This is a genomic window from Azospirillum agricola (assembly GCF_020005195.1).
Classification (GTDB): domain Bacteria; phylum Pseudomonadota; class Alphaproteobacteria; order Azospirillales; family Azospirillaceae; genus Azospirillum; species Azospirillum agricola.
Window position 1 is genome coordinate 2343828 of the sequence record NZ_JAIFZR010000005.1, and the last position, 15795, is coordinate 2359622.

17 protein-coding genes are annotated in these 15795 nt (G+C 71.3%); 9 read left to right on the forward strand and 8 right to left on the reverse strand.

Annotated elements, in window-relative coordinates; genetic code table 11:
• The first annotated feature begins 160 nt into the window (after window positions 1-160).
• Entirely contained in the window at window positions 161-736 is a 576-nt protein-coding gene (locus tag JN22_RS26130; protein WP_085556671.1) for a YqgE/AlgH family protein, read from the forward strand.
• Window positions 737-804: 68 nt separating this feature from the next.
• Here JN22_RS26130 and rnhA read toward each other — a convergent pair whose 3' ends face one another.
• The 4 genes from rnhA to cysQ are packed head-to-tail and all read right to left on the reverse strand — an operon-like array spanning window position 805 to window position 3903.
• Window positions 805-1266: a ribonuclease HI gene (gene rnhA, locus JN22_RS26135; protein ID WP_085556672.1), complete on the reverse strand. Its 462-nt coding sequence runs from the start codon at window positions 1264-1266 to the stop codon at window positions 805-807.
• Between the two features lie 3 nt (window positions 1267-1269).
• Window positions 1270-2253 carry a homoserine kinase gene (locus JN22_RS26140; protein WP_085556673.1) on the reverse strand — a complete coding sequence of 328 codons (984 nt, stop codon included), beginning with the start codon at window positions 2251-2253 and terminating at the stop codon, window positions 1270-1272.
• Window positions 2254-2266: 13 nt separating this feature from the next.
• Window positions 2267-3136, reverse strand: a complete 870-nt coding sequence (locus tag JN22_RS26145; RefSeq protein WP_085556674.1) for a ferritin-like domain-containing protein — start codon at window positions 3134-3136, stop codon at window positions 2267-2269.
• Window positions 3130-3903, reverse strand: a complete 774-nt coding sequence (gene cysQ / locus JN22_RS26150; protein ID WP_085556675.1) for a 3'(2'),5'-bisphosphate nucleotidase CysQ — start codon at window positions 3901-3903, stop codon at window positions 3130-3132. Before cysQ ends, JN22_RS26145 begins: the two co-directional genes overlap by 7 nt.
• Window positions 3904-3994: 91 nt before the next feature.
• Between cysQ and JN22_RS26155 the strand changes: the two genes are divergently transcribed.
• On the forward strand, window positions 3995-4537 hold the full coding sequence (locus JN22_RS26155; protein WP_085556676.1) for a GNAT family N-acetyltransferase: 543 nt from the start codon (window positions 3995-3997) through the stop codon (window positions 4535-4537).
• Between the two features lie 132 nt (window positions 4538-4669).
• On the opposite strand, the gene JN22_RS26160 is transcribed toward JN22_RS26155, so the two are convergent.
• Window positions 4670-6127: a catalase gene (locus JN22_RS26160; RefSeq protein WP_085556677.1), complete on the reverse strand. Its 1458-nt coding sequence runs from the start codon at window positions 6125-6127 to the stop codon at window positions 4670-4672.
• Window positions 6128-6248: 121 nt separating this feature from the next.
• Between JN22_RS26160 and JN22_RS26165 the strand changes: the two genes are divergently transcribed.
• The gene (locus JN22_RS26165) at window positions 6249-7160 is read left to right on the forward strand and encodes a LysR substrate-binding domain-containing protein (RefSeq protein WP_085556678.1); all 912 of its coding nucleotides are present in this window, start codon (window positions 6249-6251) and stop codon (window positions 7158-7160) included.
• Window positions 7161-7167: 7 nt separating this feature from the next.
• On the opposite strand, the gene JN22_RS26170 is transcribed toward JN22_RS26165, so the two are convergent.
• Window positions 7168-7659, reverse strand: coding sequence for a hypothetical protein (locus JN22_RS26170; RefSeq protein WP_085556679.1), 492 nt, complete (start codon window positions 7657-7659; stop codon window positions 7168-7170).
• Window positions 7660-7775: 116 nt separating this feature from the next.
• Window positions 7776-8582 carry an alpha/beta hydrolase gene (locus JN22_RS26175; RefSeq protein WP_085556680.1) on the reverse strand — a complete coding sequence of 269 codons (807 nt, stop codon included), beginning with the start codon at window positions 8580-8582 and terminating at the stop codon, window positions 7776-7778.
• Window positions 8583-8717: 135 nt separating this feature from the next.
• On the opposite strand from JN22_RS26175, the gene JN22_RS26180 reads away from it, so the two are divergent.
• From JN22_RS26180 to JN22_RS26195, 4 genes are read left to right on the forward strand one after another with little or no spacing between them, the layout of a single operon-like run.
• Window positions 8718-9194, forward strand: coding sequence for a cupin domain-containing protein (locus JN22_RS26180; RefSeq protein WP_223677889.1), 477 nt, complete (start codon window positions 8718-8720; stop codon window positions 9192-9194).
• Complete coding sequence (cobU, locus tag JN22_RS26185; RefSeq protein WP_085556682.1) at window positions 9188-9733, forward strand: bifunctional adenosylcobinamide kinase/adenosylcobinamide-phosphate guanylyltransferase; 546 nt, start codon at window positions 9188-9190, stop codon at window positions 9731-9733. The genes JN22_RS26180 and cobU overlap by 7 nt, the downstream gene beginning before the upstream one ends.
• Entirely contained in the window at window positions 9730-10374 is a 645-nt protein-coding gene (cobO, locus tag JN22_RS26190; protein ID WP_085556683.1) for a cob(I)yrinic acid a,c-diamide adenosyltransferase, read from the forward strand. Before cobU ends, cobO begins: the two co-directional genes overlap by 4 nt.
• Window positions 10375-10377: 3 nt before the next feature.
• Complete coding sequence (locus tag JN22_RS26195; RefSeq protein ID WP_085556684.1) at window positions 10378-11874, forward strand: cobyric acid synthase; 1497 nt, start codon at window positions 10378-10380, stop codon at window positions 11872-11874.
• A gap of 2 nt (window positions 11875-11876) precedes the next feature.
• Here the strand turns inward: JN22_RS26195 and cbiB are convergent, their stop codons facing one another.
• Window positions 11877-12839, reverse strand: a complete 963-nt coding sequence (gene cbiB, locus JN22_RS26200; RefSeq protein ID WP_085556685.1) for an adenosylcobinamide-phosphate synthase CbiB — start codon at window positions 12837-12839, stop codon at window positions 11877-11879.
• Window positions 12840-12883: 44 nt separating this feature from the next.
• Between cbiB and cobD the strand changes: the two genes are divergently transcribed.
• Complete coding sequence (cobD, locus tag JN22_RS26205) at window positions 12884-13957, forward strand: threonine-phosphate decarboxylase CobD (RefSeq protein ID WP_396021982.1); 1074 nt, start codon at window positions 12884-12886, stop codon at window positions 13955-13957.
• A 130-nt stretch (window positions 13958-14087) separates the two neighbouring features.
• Complete coding sequence (locus JN22_RS26210; RefSeq protein WP_085556687.1) at window positions 14088-15704, forward strand: sensor domain-containing diguanylate cyclase; 1617 nt, start codon at window positions 14088-14090, stop codon at window positions 15702-15704.
• Window positions 15705-15795: the final 91 nt, after the last annotated feature.

The window sequence follows — 15795 nt, forward strand, 5'->3', positions numbered from 1 at the left end:
TGAAGGGCCACGCGGACCGTCGCACCCATATATAGGTGACAAAGCTCGGCCGCTGCTGTCACACTCCGGTGAAAGCGTCACGAGAGCGCCCACCACAACCGAACGTTCGGACAGGCGCGGCTTTACGCCGTTCCCCGACCGACGACAAGGATACCCGCCCATGCCGCGCCTCACCAAGTCCTCGGAATCGCTGACCGGCCAATTGCTGATCGCCATGCCCGGAATGGAGGATCCCCGTTTCCAGCGCACCGTGATCTACATGTGCGCCCACAGCGAGGAAGGTGCCATGGGTTTGGTGGTCAACCGGCTGTTCGGCTCGATCACCTTCGAGGATCTGCTGGAGCAGCTCGACATGGAGGTGCCGCAGCCGGTCAACAACCTGCCGGTCCATTACGGCGGGCCGGTCGAATCGGGGCGGGGGTTCGTGCTGCATTCCACCGACTATGTGCGGGATGGCACGCTGGTGGTGAACGACGACGTCGCCCTGACGGCGACCATCGACATCCTGCGCGCCATCTCCGAGGATCGCGGCCCGCGCCGCAACCTCCTGCTGCTCGGCTACGCCGGCTGGGGGCCGGGGCAGCTCGACGCCGAGTTCCAGGCCAACGGCTGGCTCAACGTGCCCTGCGACGAGGAGCTGCTGTTCGACACCGACCTCGAGGCGAAATGGGAGCGCTCGATCGCCAAGCTGGGCGTCAGCGTCTCGATGCTGTCGGGCGAAGCCGGGCACGCCTAAAAAGCGACAGGACATTTCCCCCGCCCTGGAGCGGGGGGCCGCCGCGACCGGCGGCGGCCGGCGAACCGTTATCCCTGGGCGCGCACGTCCGCGACGCCGCGCCGGGCGAGTTCGTCGGCGCGCTCGTTCTCCGGGTGGCCGGCGTGGCCGCGCACCCAATGGAACTCGATCCGGTGCTGGCGCTGCGCGGCGTCGAGCCGCTGCCACAGATCGACGTTCTTCACCGGCTTCCTGTCGGCGGTGGTCCAGTTCTTGGCCTTCCAGCCGTGGATCCATTTGGTGATGCCGTTCTTCACATACTCGCTGTCGGTGTAGAGGCGGACCGTCACCGGCTTCTTCAGGGCTTCCAGCGCCTGGATGGCCGCCATCAGCTCCATGCGGTTGTTGGTCGTCGCCGGCTCGCCGCCATACAGCTCCTTCTCCACCGCGCCGTAGCGCAGGATGGCGCCCCAGCCGCCGGGGCCGGGGTTGCCGCTGCACGCGCCGTCGGTGAAGATGTCCACCGCCTTGGAGCCCTGATCGTCACTCATGATTCAGGCTTCCGCCGGCTGTTCGTCGTCGAGGAAATAGTCGCCGAGCCCCCGCACCGTCTGGTGGAAGCGCAGCTTGCGCAGATACTCCAGGGGATCCTTGGGCCGCACGAAGGCGCCCGGCGGGTGGTTCAGCCAGTCGTAGAGCCGGGTCAGCAGGAAGCGCACGGCGCTGCCCCGGCACAGCCAGGGCAGGGCGTCCAGCTCGGCGCGCGACAGCGGGCGGACCTTGCGGTAGTTGGTCAGCAGCAGCCGGGCCTTGGTGGCGTTGAACGACCCGTCGACCTCGAAACACCAGGCGTTGATGCAGATGGCGATGTCGTAGGCCAGGAAGTCGTTGCAGGCGAAGTAGAAGTCGATCAGCCCCGACAGGCTGTCGCCACGGAAGAACACGTTGTCGGGGAACAGGTCGGCGTGAATGACGCCGGATGGCAGGCCCGTCGGCCAGTTGGCCTCCAGCGCCGCCAGCTCGGCCTCCAGCGTCGCCCGCAGGCCGGGCGCCACCTCGTCGGCGCGGGACGCCGATTTGGCGAACAGGTCCTGCCAGCCGGCCAGCGCCAGCGCGTTCGGCCGCTCCATCCGGAAATCGGCGACCGCCAGATGCAGGCGGGCCAGCGCCTCGCCGAGCTGCGCGCAGTGCTGCGGGTGGATGCGGCGCGGCCACATGCCGGCCAGGAAGGTGACGATCACCGCCGGACGGCCGCACAGCTCGCGCAGCGCCACCCCGTCGCGACCGGGCACCGGCAGCGGGCTGGCGACGCCCTTCTCGGCCAGATGCTCCATCAGCCCGAGGAAGAAGGGCAGATCCTCCCGCCGCGTGCGCTTCTCGTAAAGCGTCAGGATGTAGGGGCCGCGTTCGGTCACCAGCAGGAAGTTGGAATTCTCCACCCCCTCCGCGATGCCCTTGCACGACAGCACCGCGCCCAGATCGTACTGGGCGGCGAAGGTGCTGAGATCCTCGTCGGAGACTTCGGTGTATACGGCCATGATGCCCTGCGCCTTACCGGGTTTCGTGCTGCCGGTCAACGGCGGCCTGTTTCGTGGTGCCCTGTCTCGGGGCGGGCTGTTCGGGAAGGGGGGTGATCGGCTCGTAATATTCCGGGCCGAAGCCGGCGCGCTCGCGGCTCGGCACGTTGAAGGGGCGCTTCAGGCCGCCGCGGAAATGGCGGCCGACCAGTTCCTGCCACAGAGCGACCGGCTCCGCGCCGCGCTGGGCGCAGAGATGGACGAACCAGCGCCGGCCGGCGGCGACATGGTCGATCTCCTCGTCGTGGATGGTCTGGAGCAGGTCGGCGCTCTCCTGGTCGCCGAAATCGCGCAGGCGGCGCACCGTGTCGGGGGTGACGTCGAGCCCGCGCGCCTCCAGCACCATCGGCACCACCGCCAGCCGGGCGGCGACGTCGTGCGCGGTCTCGGTCGCCGCCTGCCACAGCCCGTCATGGGCCGGCAAATCGCCGTAGGAGGCGCCGAGCGCGTTCAGCCGCTCCTCCAGCATGACGAAATGCCGCGCCTCGTCGTCGGCGACCCGGACCCAGTCGTCGGTGAATCCCTTCGGCAGGCCGGCGGAGGCGAAGCGGCAGACCAGATCCCAGGCGAGGTCGATGGCGTTCAGCTCGATGTGGGCCAGCGCGTGCAGCAGGGCGACGCGGTTCTGCGCGCTGCCGCCGCGCCCGCGCTTGGGCATGTCGCGCGGCAGCTTCAGCTCCGGCCGCTCGGGCCGCGCCGGGCGGTCGGGTGGCGTCACGGTGACGGCGGGGGAGAGGGCGCCGTCGCGCCACGCGGCGGCAAAGGCGCGGGTCAGGCGCACCTTCTCCAGCGGCGGCGCGGTGGTCAGGACCGCGACGGCCGCTTCGCCGAGGTTGCTCACCATCCGTAGGCGATGAAATTCGGGTTGGCGATGTCGGGCTTGCCATAGAGCAGGGGCGAGCCGTCCGGCTGCTCGACCCGGCCGCCGGCGCCGACCAGCACGGCGTGGCCGGCGGCGGTGTCCCATTCGCTGGTCGGGCCGAAACGCGGGTAGAGATCCGCCTTGCCGCAGGCCACGGTGCAGAATTTCAGCGACGACCCGCAGGTGATGCGGTTCTTGACCGTGTGGCCGGCGAGGAAGGCGTCGAACGCGGCGCCGCTGCCGTGCGAGCGGCTGGCGACCACGGTCAGCCCGTCGGCCGGGCGGTTGCGCACGGCGATGGGGTGGTCGTGCCGCCCCTCCGCCCAATGCACCGCCGTGCCCGGCCCGGCCGCCGCGTAGAGGTCGCCGGTCGCCGGGGCGTAGACGACTCCCAGCACCGGGACGCCGTTCTCGATCAGCGCGATGTTGACGGTGAACTCGCCGTTGCGCGAGATGAATTCCTTGGTGCCGTCGAGCGGATCGACCAGCCAGAAACGCCCGCCGGAGATGTCCGGCCGGTGCCCGGCGGCCGTCGCCTCCTCCGCCACCACCGGGATGCCGGGGGTCAGGTGGTGCAGGGCGGGAAGGATCACCGCCTCGGCCGCGTGATCGGCCTGCGTCACCGGGCTGCCGTCGACCTTGGTGGCGACGTCGATGCCGTCGTTGTAGAAGCGCAGGATCACCTGACCGGCCTCGTGGGCGATGGTGCGGACCGTGGGCAGCAGGCTCGCCACAGCGGCGTCGGGCATGGTGGTGTCTCCTCAAGCGTGGGGAGTCACCATAGCGCGCCGAACGGGTGGGCCGGAAGATCTTGAACGGGTTGCAAAGCGGAGAAGGCGGATGAGCGTGCGGTGGAGAGCGATGGGCGGAATGGACCTCGACGCGGTGCTGGCCATCGCCGACGTCGTGCATCCCGACTACCCGGAGGAACGCGCGGTCTTCGCCGAGCGGCTGGCGCTTTTCCCCGATGGCTGCCGGCTGGCAGAGGGGGGTGACGGGCGCGCGCTGGGCTACGGCGTGATGCATCCGGGGCTGCTGGGGGTGCCGCCGCCGCTCGACGCCCCGCTGGGGGAACTGCCGGCTGCGGCGGATTGCCTCTACCTGCACGACATCGCGCTGCTGCCAGGGACGCGCGGGCTTGGGCTGGGCGCGTCGGTGTTGCGGGACGCCCACGCGCTGGCCGCCGCGCGGGGGTACGGCTGGCTGGCGCTGACCTCGACGCCGGGCGCCCGGAGCTACTGGGACCGGGCCGGATTCGCGCCCTACGCGGACGCCAGCCCGGCCCTGGCGGCGAAGCTGGCGAGCTATGGCGAGGGGATGGCCTACATGGTGATGGCGGTGGTTCCCTCTCCCGCCTCGGGAGAGGGAAGGGGCCCGCGATAGCGGGAAGGGTGAGGGGCTGTGTGGACATGGATTTGGTACCACGCCCGATAGCCCCTCACCCTCCCCACCGCTGCGCGGCGGGTCCCCTCCCTCTCCCGGGGCGGGAGAGGGCGTGCCGCCCGCTTCACGGGCTCACTCCGCCGCGACGGCCGTCTCGATCTCCACCCCCAGCCGCTTGGCGACGCCGGCGCCGTAGGCCGGGTCGGCGGTCAGGAAATGGCGAAGCTGGCGCTGCTGGATGAAGGCCGGGGCCTTGCCCAGCGAGCCGGCGATGTTGTCCATCAGCCGCGCTTGCGCTTCGGCGCCGATCAGGCGGAACAGGGCGCCGGCCTGCGAATAATCGTCGTTGCCGGCGCGGTGGTCATAGCGGTCGGCGTCGCCGGAGACGCGCAGCGGCGGCTCGGCCTTGCCCGGATCCTGCGCCGGGCCGCCGAAGCTGTTCGGCTCGTAGTTCGGACGGCCGCCGCCGTTGCCGTCGAAGCGCATGGCGCCGTCGCGCTGGTAGGTGCGCGCCTCGGTGGCGTGCGGGCGGTTGACCGGCAGATGGCCGTGGTTCGCGCCCAGCCGGTAGCGGTGGGCGTCGGCGTAGGCGAACAGCCGGCCTTGCAGCATCTTGTCCGGGCTGAAGGAGACGCCGGGCACCACGTTGGCCGGGCTGAAGGCCGACTGCTCGACCTCGGCGAAGTAGTTCTCCGGGTTGCGGTTCAACACCAGCTCGCCGATCTCGATCAGCGGGTAGTCGGCGTGCGGCCACACCTTGGTCAGGTCGAAGGGGTTGATGGCGCAGCGCTCGGCCTCCAGCTCCGGCATGATCTGCACCGAGACGGTCCAGGCCGGGAAATCGCCGTCCTCGATCGAGGCGAACAGGTCGCGGGTGGCGTGGTCGGGGTCGATGCCGGCGACGCGGGCGGCCTGCTCGGCGGTGAGGTTCTCGATCCCCTGGCGGGTCTTGAAGTGGTACTTGACCCAGACCCGCTGATTGGCGGCGTTGATCCACGAGAAGGTGTGGCTGGAGAAGCCGTCCATGTGGCGGTAGCCGCGCGGCGTGCCGCGGTCGCTGAACAGGATCGTCAGCTGGTGCATCGTCTCCGGCGACAGCGAGAAGAAGTCCCAGACCGCCGTCGGATCCTTCAGGTTGGTGGCCGGGTTGCGCTTTTGCGTGTGGATGAAGTCCGGGAACTTCAGCGGGTCGCGGACGAAGAAGACCGGCGTGTTGTTGCCGACCAGATCGTAGTTGCCTTCCTTGGTGTAGAACTTCACGGCGAAGCCGCGCGGGTCGCGGTCGGCGTCGGCCGAGCCCTTCTCGCCGCCGACGGTGGAGAAGCGCAGGAAGACCTCGGTCTCCTTGCCGACCGCCGACAGGAAGGCGGCCTTGGTGTAAGGCGTCACGTCGCGGGTGACGCGGAAGACGCCGTAGGCGCCGGCCCCCTTGGCGTGGACCACGCGCTCCGGGATGCGCTCGCGGTTGAAATGGGCGAGCTTCTCGATCAGATGGAAGTCCTGCATCAGCAGCGGGCCGCGCGGGCCCGCGCTCAGGGAGTTCTGGTTGTCGGCGACGGGGATGCCGGCGGCGGTGGTCAGGCTGCTCATGGGTTTCATCCTTCGCGTTTTTTGTGCGTTTCTGGGTTGGGACCGCTCTCGCCTCTGGTTATCCGCCGCTCGGTTCAATATATCCAAGTCATGGTTCTGAACGGATCGATAGGGAAATTCTATGAACTTGGCCGGGCTGTCCCTGCGCGACCTGGAGTATGTCGTCGCCGTCGATGAGCAGCGGCATTTCGGCAGGGCGGCGGAACGCTGCGCGGTCAGCCAGCCGTCGCTCAGCGCGCAGATCCGCAAGCTGGAGGAGGTGCTGGGCGTCACCCTGTTCGAGCGGACGAGCCGCCGCGTCCTGCCGACCCAGCCGGGCGAGCTGGTGATCCGGCAGGCCCGCGTCGTGCTGGAGGAGGCCCGCCGTCTGCTGACCCTGGCGCGGGGGATGGAGGGGACGCTGACCGGCGACATCGCCATCGGGGCGATCCAGACGCTGGGGCCGTATCTGTTCCCCCACGCGCTGCCGGTGATGCGCCGGCATCTTCCCGACGCGCGGCTGATCCTGTCGGAGGGACGGACGGACGGCCTGCTGGACGAGCTGCGCGAGGGGCGGATCGACGCCGTGCTGTTGGCCCTGCCGGCCGAGGGGGACGGATTCGCGAGCGAGGCGCTGTTCTTCGAGCCCTTCCTGCTCGCCCATCCGGCGGGGCACCGGCTGGAGGGGTTGCCCTCCATCGCGCTGGCGGACCTCGATCCCAGCGAGCTGGTCCTTCTGGAGGAGGGGCATTGCCTGCGCGATCAGGCGCTGGCGGCCTGCGGCGGCGCGGCGCGCGGCATGCGGCACGCCACCGGGCTGGAGACGCTGCGCCACATGGTGGCGGCCGGCGCCGGCTACACGCTGATGCCGCAACTGGCGGCGGGGGAGGGCACGACGGTCGGCGGTCTGATCGCCTACCGCCCCTTCGAGGGAGAGCCGCCCGGCCGCAGGGTCGGTCTGGTCTGGCGGGCCAGCGACCCGCGCGGACCGGGCTTCCGGGCCCTGGCGGAACGGCTCAGGGCCGAGCCGCCGCCGGGCGTCCGGCCGGTCTGAACGGCCGTCAGGAGGCTTGGCGCAAGGTGTCGGTCGATGCGGGCTGGCGGTGCGGCGCCTTGGGGAAGGGCAGGATGTCGCCCGACGCCCTTCCGGCTTCCCGTCCGCCGCGCGGCTCCGTGCCATTCAGGATCCAGCCGTAGGCGGCGGTGATGAGGATGCGGTCGCGGCCGTCGCTGACGAGGATTCTCAGGTCGGCGGCCTTCCCGGCGACGGCCAGCCGCCTCGCCAGCGCCGGATCGGTCAGCAGGACCGCGCTCCGTCCCATCCCGCCGCGGGTCAGCAGCTTCGCCAGCCCTTCCAGATGGGCCGGGGACAGGGCGGCGTCGCTCGCGTCGCGGAGATCGAGGAACAGGCCGGCCGGGCGTGGCCGGCCGCACACCCGGTCGGCGGCATCGCGCAGCGCCGCGATCCAGGCCGGGCGGTCGCCCTCGGTCAGGCTCTTGTAGAGAATGGCGTGGACCCCCCAGTCGTTGACCGAGACTGAAAAGCCTTTCATGGTCCACCCCTCTCCGTTGGCGCTCCGCCCGCGCCGGGGATCGGCGGGGCGGGCGTGGAGTCGAGGATATCGACCGCATTCCTAACAATCAGTTTACAAAACAATCGAGCGGGCGCTCAGGCCGCCTTCCTCATCAGGGCCTCGGTCAGCCAGCCGTCGATCCGTTCGGCGGCCTTTTCCCAGCCATGCTCCAGCATGATGGCGTGGCCCATGCCCGGCATGAACACCGCCTCGGTTCCGAGCGCGCGGGCGGTCCACAGAACCTCCTCGCGGGGGAACAGCAGATCCTTCTCCGCGCCCATGACCATCACCGGGATGTCGCGCGGCGGCAGGAGCGGGAAGGGAATCCAGCCGCCGATGTCCATCAGCACCCGGCGCGATTCCTCCTGGAGGTAGGGCTCGTAGACGGCGGCCTCGGCCTCCGGCATCTGGTCGGAGAACATGGCGCGGCGCACCGCCGCCGGATCGACGGCCGAGGTTCCCAGCGTCATCAGCACCGACATCTGCTGGAACACATGGGGCGCCCGCCACATCAGCCCCATGGTGGAGGACAGCAGCCCGTGCGGCGGGGCCGAGGCCATCAGCACGCCGGCCGGGAAGCCGCCCTTGCGCAGCGCCCGCTGCACCACCAGGCCGCCCATCGAATGGCCGATCAGCACCGGCGGCGCCGAGCAGCGGCCGGCCGCCTCCAGCACGTCGTCGACGTAATCGGCGATGCCGAAGCCGTGCAGCCGCTCGCGCCCCTCGCTGCCGCCATGGCCGCGCAGGGAGACGGCGTGCGCCTCCCAGCCGCGCGCGGCGAACCAGGGCAGGAACTTGGCCTCCCAGATCCAGGCGGCGCTGAAGGCGCCGTGGACGAACAGGAGCGGCGCCGGCTTGGCGGGACCGGCGGGACGGTGGCTGAGAATTTCAAGCTGGGACATCGGGCTCGCGGATGGTCGTTGCGCGGTGCGGTGAGAATGGTGCCGGAGCCTGGCGCTGTCCAGTTGCGCCGCGTGCGGTTTGACGCCGCCGGCCGGGTTTGCGACAGTCGCCACCCGCAACCGCAGGAGACGGCCGTGACGACCGATTCCGCCCCGCCAAAGGCGCCTGTTCTGGATCCGGCGACGCTGACCGCGCGCCCCGGCGAGACCGACTATCCGGAACCGTTCCGGGCGCAGGTCGCCGGGCGCCACCGGCTGGCGCTGGGTGATCCGCTGGGAATCAGCAGGTTCGGGGTGAACCTGACGCGACTCGACCCCGGCGCCTCCTCGGCCCTGCGCCACTGGCACAGCCGGCAGGACGAGTTCGTCTATGTGGTCGAGGGCGAACTGGTGCTGGTCACCGACGCCGGCGAGACGCGGCTGACCGCCGGCCTGTGCGCGGGCTTCCCGGCCGGGGCGGCGGACGGCCACCGGCTGGTCAACCGCAGCGACCGTCCGGCCCGCTATCTGGAGGTCGGCGACCGCAGTGCCGGCGACGTCATCGACTATTCCGACGAGGACATGGTGTGGCGCGACGGCGCCTACCATCACCGCGACGGCTCGCCATGGTGAGCGGCCCGGATCTGACCGCCCCCGACCTCACCCTGGTGCTGGGCGGCGCCCGCTCCGGCAAGAGCCGCCACGCCGAGGGGCTGGTGACGGCGCTCGGCGGGCCGCGAATCTACATCGCCACCTCGCGGGTCTGGGACGACGAGATGGCCGAGCGGGTGGCGATGCACCGCGACGATCGCGGCCCGGACTGGACGACAATCGAGGAGCCGCTGGATCTGGCCGGCGCCCTGCGCCGCCACGCCGCCCCCGGCACCGGCCTGCTGGTCGATTGCCTCACCCTGTGGCTGACCAACCTGATGATGGCCGAGGCCGACATCGCCGCCGAAACGGCGGCGCTGGCCGAAACTCTGCCGACGCTGCCCGGCCGGATCGTGCTGGTGTCGAACGAGGTCGGGCTCGGCATCGTGCCCGACAACGCGCTGGCCCGCCGCTTCCGCGACCATGCCGGACGCTTGCACCAGACCATCGCGGCGCTGGCCCCGCGCGTCGTCCTCACCGTGGCCGGCCTGCCGCTGTTCGTGAAAGGAAACGCCCCATGACCGAGTCCAGCAGGACCGACACCCCGGAGACCGGCGACAAGGCCGAGGCCAACCGCCGCCACGCCGAGAAGATGAAGCGCCGCAAGGCGTTGCAGGAGCGCACGCTGGCCTCCAAGACCATCGAGAAGGGGCTTCTCATGGTCCACACCGGCAAGGGCAAGGGCAAGTCCACCGCCGCCTTCGGCCTGATGATGCGGGCGGTCGGTCACGGCATGCGGGTCGGCATGGTCCAGTTCGTCAAGGGCGCCTGGTCCACCGGCGAGACGGTGGCGCTGGAGCGCTTCGAGGATCTGGTGGACTTCCACACGATGGGCGAGGGCTTCACCTGGGACACCCAGGACCGCGCCCGCGACGTCGCCGCCGCCGAGGCCGCCTGGGCCAAGGCCAGGGCGATGATGGACGACCCGCACTACCGCCTGATCGTGCTGGACGAGCTGAACATCGCGCTGCGCATGGATTACCTGCCGCTCGACGAGGTGCTGGCGGTCCTTGCGGCGCGGCGTCCCGACCTGCATGTCTGCGTCACCGGCCGCAACGCCAAGCCGGAGCTGATCGCCGCCGCCGACCTCGTCACCGAGATGACGCTGGTCAAGCACCCCTTCGAGGCCGGGGTGAAGGCCCAGGCCGGAATCGAGTTCTGATCCATGGCCATCCCCACGGCGACCCCGGCGGCCGCGCCGCGCCGGGCGCGCGCGATCATGCTCCAGGGCACCGGGTCGGACGTCGGCAAGTCGCTGCTGGTCGCCGGTCTGTGCCGGGCGCTGGTGCGGCGCGGGCTGTCCGTGCGGCCCTTCAAGCCCCAGAACATGTCGAACAATGCCGCCGTCACCGCCGACGGCGGCGAGATCGGCCGGGCCCAGGCGCTCCAGGCGCGGGCCTGCGGGGTGGCGCCGACCGTCCACATGAACCCGGTGCTGCTGAAGCCGCAGTCGGACATCGGCTCGCAGATCGTCGTGCGCGGCGTCGTGGTCGGGACGGCGAAGGCCGCCGACTATCAGGCACGCAAGCGCGAACTGCTTGGCACCGTGCTAGACAGCTTCGAGCGGCTGAGGGCGGAGGCCGACATCGTCGTCGTCGAGGGCGCCGGCAGCCCGGCCGAGGTCAATCTGCGGGCCGGCGACATCGCCAACATGGGCTTTGCCACCGCCGCCGGGGTGCCGGTGCTGCTGGTCGGCGACATCGACCGGGGCGGGGTGATCGCCAGCCTCGTCGGCACCCACGCGCTTCTCCCCCAGGATGAGCGGGAGCGCATCAAGGGCTTTCTCATCAACAAGTTCCGTGGCGACGTCCGGCTGTTCGACGAGGGCCTGCGCATCATCGAGCGGCACACCGGCTGGCGCGGCTTCGGCGTCGTGCCCTGGCTGGCCGAGGCGGCGACCCTGCCGGCGGAGGACGCGGTGGCGCTCGACCGCACGCGCGCCGCCGGCGGCGGCGGTCTGCGCATCGCCGTGCCGATGCTGTCGCGCATCGCCAACTTCGACGATTTCGACCCGCTGGCGCAGGAGCCGGGGGTGTCGCTGACCATGGTGCCGCCGGGGCGTCCGCTGCCGGGGGATTGCGATCTGGTGATCCTGCCGGGGACCAAGGCGACCATCGCGGACCTCGCCTTCCTGCGCGCCCAGGGCTGGGACGTCGATCTGCTGGCCCATTGGCGGCGCGGCGGGCGGGTGCTTGGCGTCTGCGGCGGCTACCAGATGCTCGGGCGCCGCATCGCCGATCCCGACGGCATCGAGGGGCCGCCGGGCGAGGCCGCCGGGCTCGGGCTCCTGGACGTCGACACCGTGCTGAAGGGGCCGAAGGTGCTGGAGGAGGCGCGGGGCACCGAGCGCCGCACCGGCGCCGCCGTGGCCGGCTACGAGATGCACATGGGCCGCACCGACGGGCCGGACCGCGCCCGCCCGATGCTGGATCTTGCGGAGGGCGGCAGCGACGGCGCCGTGTCGGAGGACGGCCGGGTTGCGGGCTGCTACCTGCACGGCCTGTTCGGCGCGGACGGATTCCGTGGCGCCTTCCTGGCCGGGCTGGGCGGGGGCGGGTCGGAGCTGTCCTACGGTGCGGCGGTCGACCGGGCGCTCGACGCCATCGCCGAACGGCTGGAGCGCGAGATCGACATCGACGGGCTGCTCGCCGTCGCGGAGTGACGCTATCCGAAGACCGCCAGCACCAGCGCCGACGCTCCCAGCACGACGCAGGCCCGCCGGTAGAGCGCCAACGCCCGCCCGATGTCCGCCGGAGTCGCCGCCGTCCGTCCGCCGCCCAGCCAGACATCCTCGATGCGCGTCGCGCCATAGACGCGCGGGCCGCCCAGCCGCAGGTCGAGGGCGCCGGCCATCGCCGCCTCCGGCCAGCCGGCGTTGGGCGAGCGGTGGCGGTGGGCGTCGCGCCGCACCGACCGCCACGCCTCCGCCGAATCGGCCCCCGTGGTGAAGCGGGCGGCGACCGTCAGCAGCAGCGCGGTCAGCCGCGAACCCGGCAGATTGACCAGATCGTCGAGCCGCGCCGCCGCCCAGCCGAACGCCTCGTGGCGCGGGGTGCGGTGGCCGATCATGCTGTCGGCGGTGTTGATCGCCTTGTAGAGCGCGATCCCCGGCAACCCGCCGACCAGCAGCCAGACGGCCGGGGCGACGATTCCGTCCGAGAAATTCTCGGCGAGGCTCTCGATGGCGGCGCGGCAGACGGCCGGCTCGTCGAGCGTCGCCGGGTTGCGGCCGACGATCATCGCCACCGCCGCCCGTCCGCCCTCCAGCCCCCCCTTGGCGAAGCCCCTGGGCACGGCGGCGACATGGTCGTGCAGGCTGCGCTGCGCCAGCAGGGTCGAGGCCAGCGCCGCCTCCAGCAGCCAGCCGAAGGGCAGCAGCCGGCACAGCCACGCCACGGCGACCGCCACCCCGCCCACCGTCAGCAGCAGGACCAGCAGGGCGAGCGCGCCGAACGCCTTGCGGCGGGCGAAGCCGTCGCCCTCATGGTTGAGCGCGCGGTCGAGCTGCGCGATAAGCGCACCGATCCACACGACGGGATGGCGGACGCGGGCGTAGAGTGCGTCCGGGTAGCCGGCCATCGCCTCGATCGCGAGGGCGGCGGCGAGCAGGAATGGATGAAGCGGCACGACGGCGGAATCCTGGCGGGTTGGGTTTGGGCAGGTAAGGTTTCATGAGCGGAATCGGGGGCGGGATGATGGCCGAAAGCACGGCGGCGACCAAGGATTTGCGGGACGGCATCCTGCATGGCGGCGACCTGGACGGCGCGCGCGCCGCCTTTCCCGACGCCCCGCAGCCGTGGGTCGATCTTTCGACCGGCATCAACCCATGGTCCTACCCGTTGCCGCCGATCCCGCCCGACGCCTGGACCCGGCTGCCCGCGCGCGGGGCGGAGATGGCGTTGCGCGAGGCGGCGGCGGCCTGCTACGGCGCGCCGTCGGCCGAACGGGTCGCCGCCGCGTCGGGATCGCAGGCGCTGATCCAGCTTCTCCCCCGCCTGCGCGCGCCGGGCCGGGTCGCCGTGCTGGCCCCGACCTACGCCGAGCACGCGCTCTGCTGGGCCGGCGCCGGCCATCGACTGTCCGAAACCACCGATCCGGAAACCGCCGACGCCGACGTGCTGGTCGTCGTCAACCCCAACAACCCGGATGGGCGGCTGCTGGAACCGGCCCGGCTGCTGGCCCTGGCGGAGCGGCAGGCGGGGCGGGGCGGCTGGCTGGTGGTGGACGAGGCCTTCGCCGATTGCGAGCCGGCCGGCAGCGTCGCGCCCTTCGCCGGGACGCCGGGTCTGGTCGTGCTGCGCTCCTTCGGGAAGTTCTTCGGGCTGGCCGGCCTGCGGCTCGGTGTCGCGCTGGCCGAGCCGGCCCTGGCGGCGGCCCTGCGCGCGGCGGTCGGTCCCTGGGCGGTGTCCGGGCCGGGGCTGGCGGTCGCCGCGGCGGCGCTGTCCGACCGCGACTGGATCGCCGCGACGCGGATCCGCCTGCGGGCGGAGGCGGAAGCGCTGGACCGGCTGTTGACCGGCGTCGGGCTGACCGTGGCCGGCGGCACCGACCTCTTCCGTCTGGTGACGCATCCCGACGCCCGGTCGCTCCACCGGATCCTGGGCGAAGCCGGCATTCTGGTCCGCCGATTCGAGCAGCGGCCGGACTGGCTGCGCCTGGGCTTGCCGGCCGACGGCGAGGCCCGCCGCCGCCTGCGCGACGCCTGCGCCGTGGCCTGTCGCCCCCGCCAGCCTTCAGCCTGTTGAACGGTCGAAGGAATCCGCCTCCGCGCAACCCGTCGGCTGGCCCCCTGGCCGGGGCGGAAGGGGGCCGCGTGTTTCAGTCGCGAGATACCATCATTGCAAGGAAATAATATTTTATGGGAAACTAATACGCATGTTCGATTCGGGTAGCACGGCGATGATCTCTCAGGAAAACGGGAACGACCCGCGCCAGGCGGGGTGGCGGGCGTTCGACGTTTTGCCGGCGGCTGTGTGCGTGGTCACGCCGATGGGGGAGATCCGTTACGCCAACCCGGCCCTGCACGCCCTGCTCGGTCATCCGGTGCCGTCGCTGGTCGGGACGCTCCTGAGCGAGCTGGAGGTCGCCGCCGGCACGGCCGCCCCGTCGGGAAGCGGGCGGCAGTTGCGCCGCCGCGACGGCCGTTGCCTGTGGGTCGCCGAAACCGCCACGCCCATCGAGGGACCCGACGGGACGCCGCTCCAACTCAGCGTCTTCACGGAAATCGACGAATGGCGGCGGCGCGAGCTGGAACTGCACAACCGCCTGCTGATGCGGGAGGCGCTGTTCGACACGCTGCCGGTGCCCGTCTTCGTCAAGGACGTTCGCGGGCAGTACGCCGACGTCAACAGCGCCTTCGAGCGCTACACCGGGCTCGACCGCCGCGACATCCTGCAACGGACCGCCTTCGCGCTGATGGAGCCCGGCTCCGCCAAGGTGCATGCCGCCCACGACCGCCGGCTTCTGGCCGGGGAGGGGGAAGCCCATTACGAGGAGCCGGTGCCCGTCGCCGACGGCAGCCTGCGCATGGCCAGCCTGAGCAAGGTGTCCTTCCGCGACAGCGCCGGCAACATCGGCGGCATCGTCGGCGTCATCCACGACCTCATCGACTCCCAGCCCAACGAAGCGCGGCTGGAGGCGATCCTGGAGCAGAGCCCGATCGGCGTGTCGGTGTCGCGCCGCGACGACGGGCGGATCGTCTTCGTCAACACCCGATTCGCCGAGCTGATCGGGCTGCCGCGCGAGCGGCTGGTCGGCAGCCGGGCGCGCGACTACTATCTCGACAACCACCAGCGCGAGCGGGTGCTGGAGCGGCTGCGCGCCGCCGGCGCCGTCGTGAACATGGAGGTCCAGTTCAAGAAGGCCGACGGGTCGCCCTTCTGGACCCTGTTCACCGTCAACCAGGCGATCATCCAGGGGGTGGAGGTCAACCTCGCCTGGATCTACGACTACACCGAGCGCCGCAACATGGAGGAGGCGTTGCGCGACATGGCGTCGCGCGATCCGCTGACCGGCATCCACAACCGGCGCTCCTTCATGGAGCTGGCGCGCCAGCAGCTCGCCCGCGCCCACCGCTTCCACGAGCCGCTGGCGGTCTTCGTGCTCGACGTCGATCATTTCAAGCGGATCAACGACAGCTACGGCCACGCCACCGGCGACGACGCCCTGCGCATGGTCGCCGCCGGCTGCCAGGCGATCCTGCGCGAATATGATCTGCTGGGCCGCCTGGGCGGCGAGGAGTTCGTCGTCGTGCTGCCCGGCGCCACCGCCGACGAGACCCGCGTGGTGGCGGAGCGGGTGCGCCGCTATCTGGCGCGCATGCCGATTCCGGGTCCGGACGGCCGCTTCCACCTGACCTCCAGCATCGGCATCGCCGGGCTGGAGGGGGCGACCGACACGCTGGAGAAGGCCATTCACCGCGCCGATCTGGCGCTCTACCGGGCCAAGCACGAGGGGCGGAACCGGGTGGTCGTCTATGAGCCGGGAATGTGACCGGCACCGCACCCCATAGGTAAAGGAACCCTGAAACCCTGAGCGCGCGTGCGGTTTTGCCGCACCCGTTCGTGTGCGATAAATGCGGCGA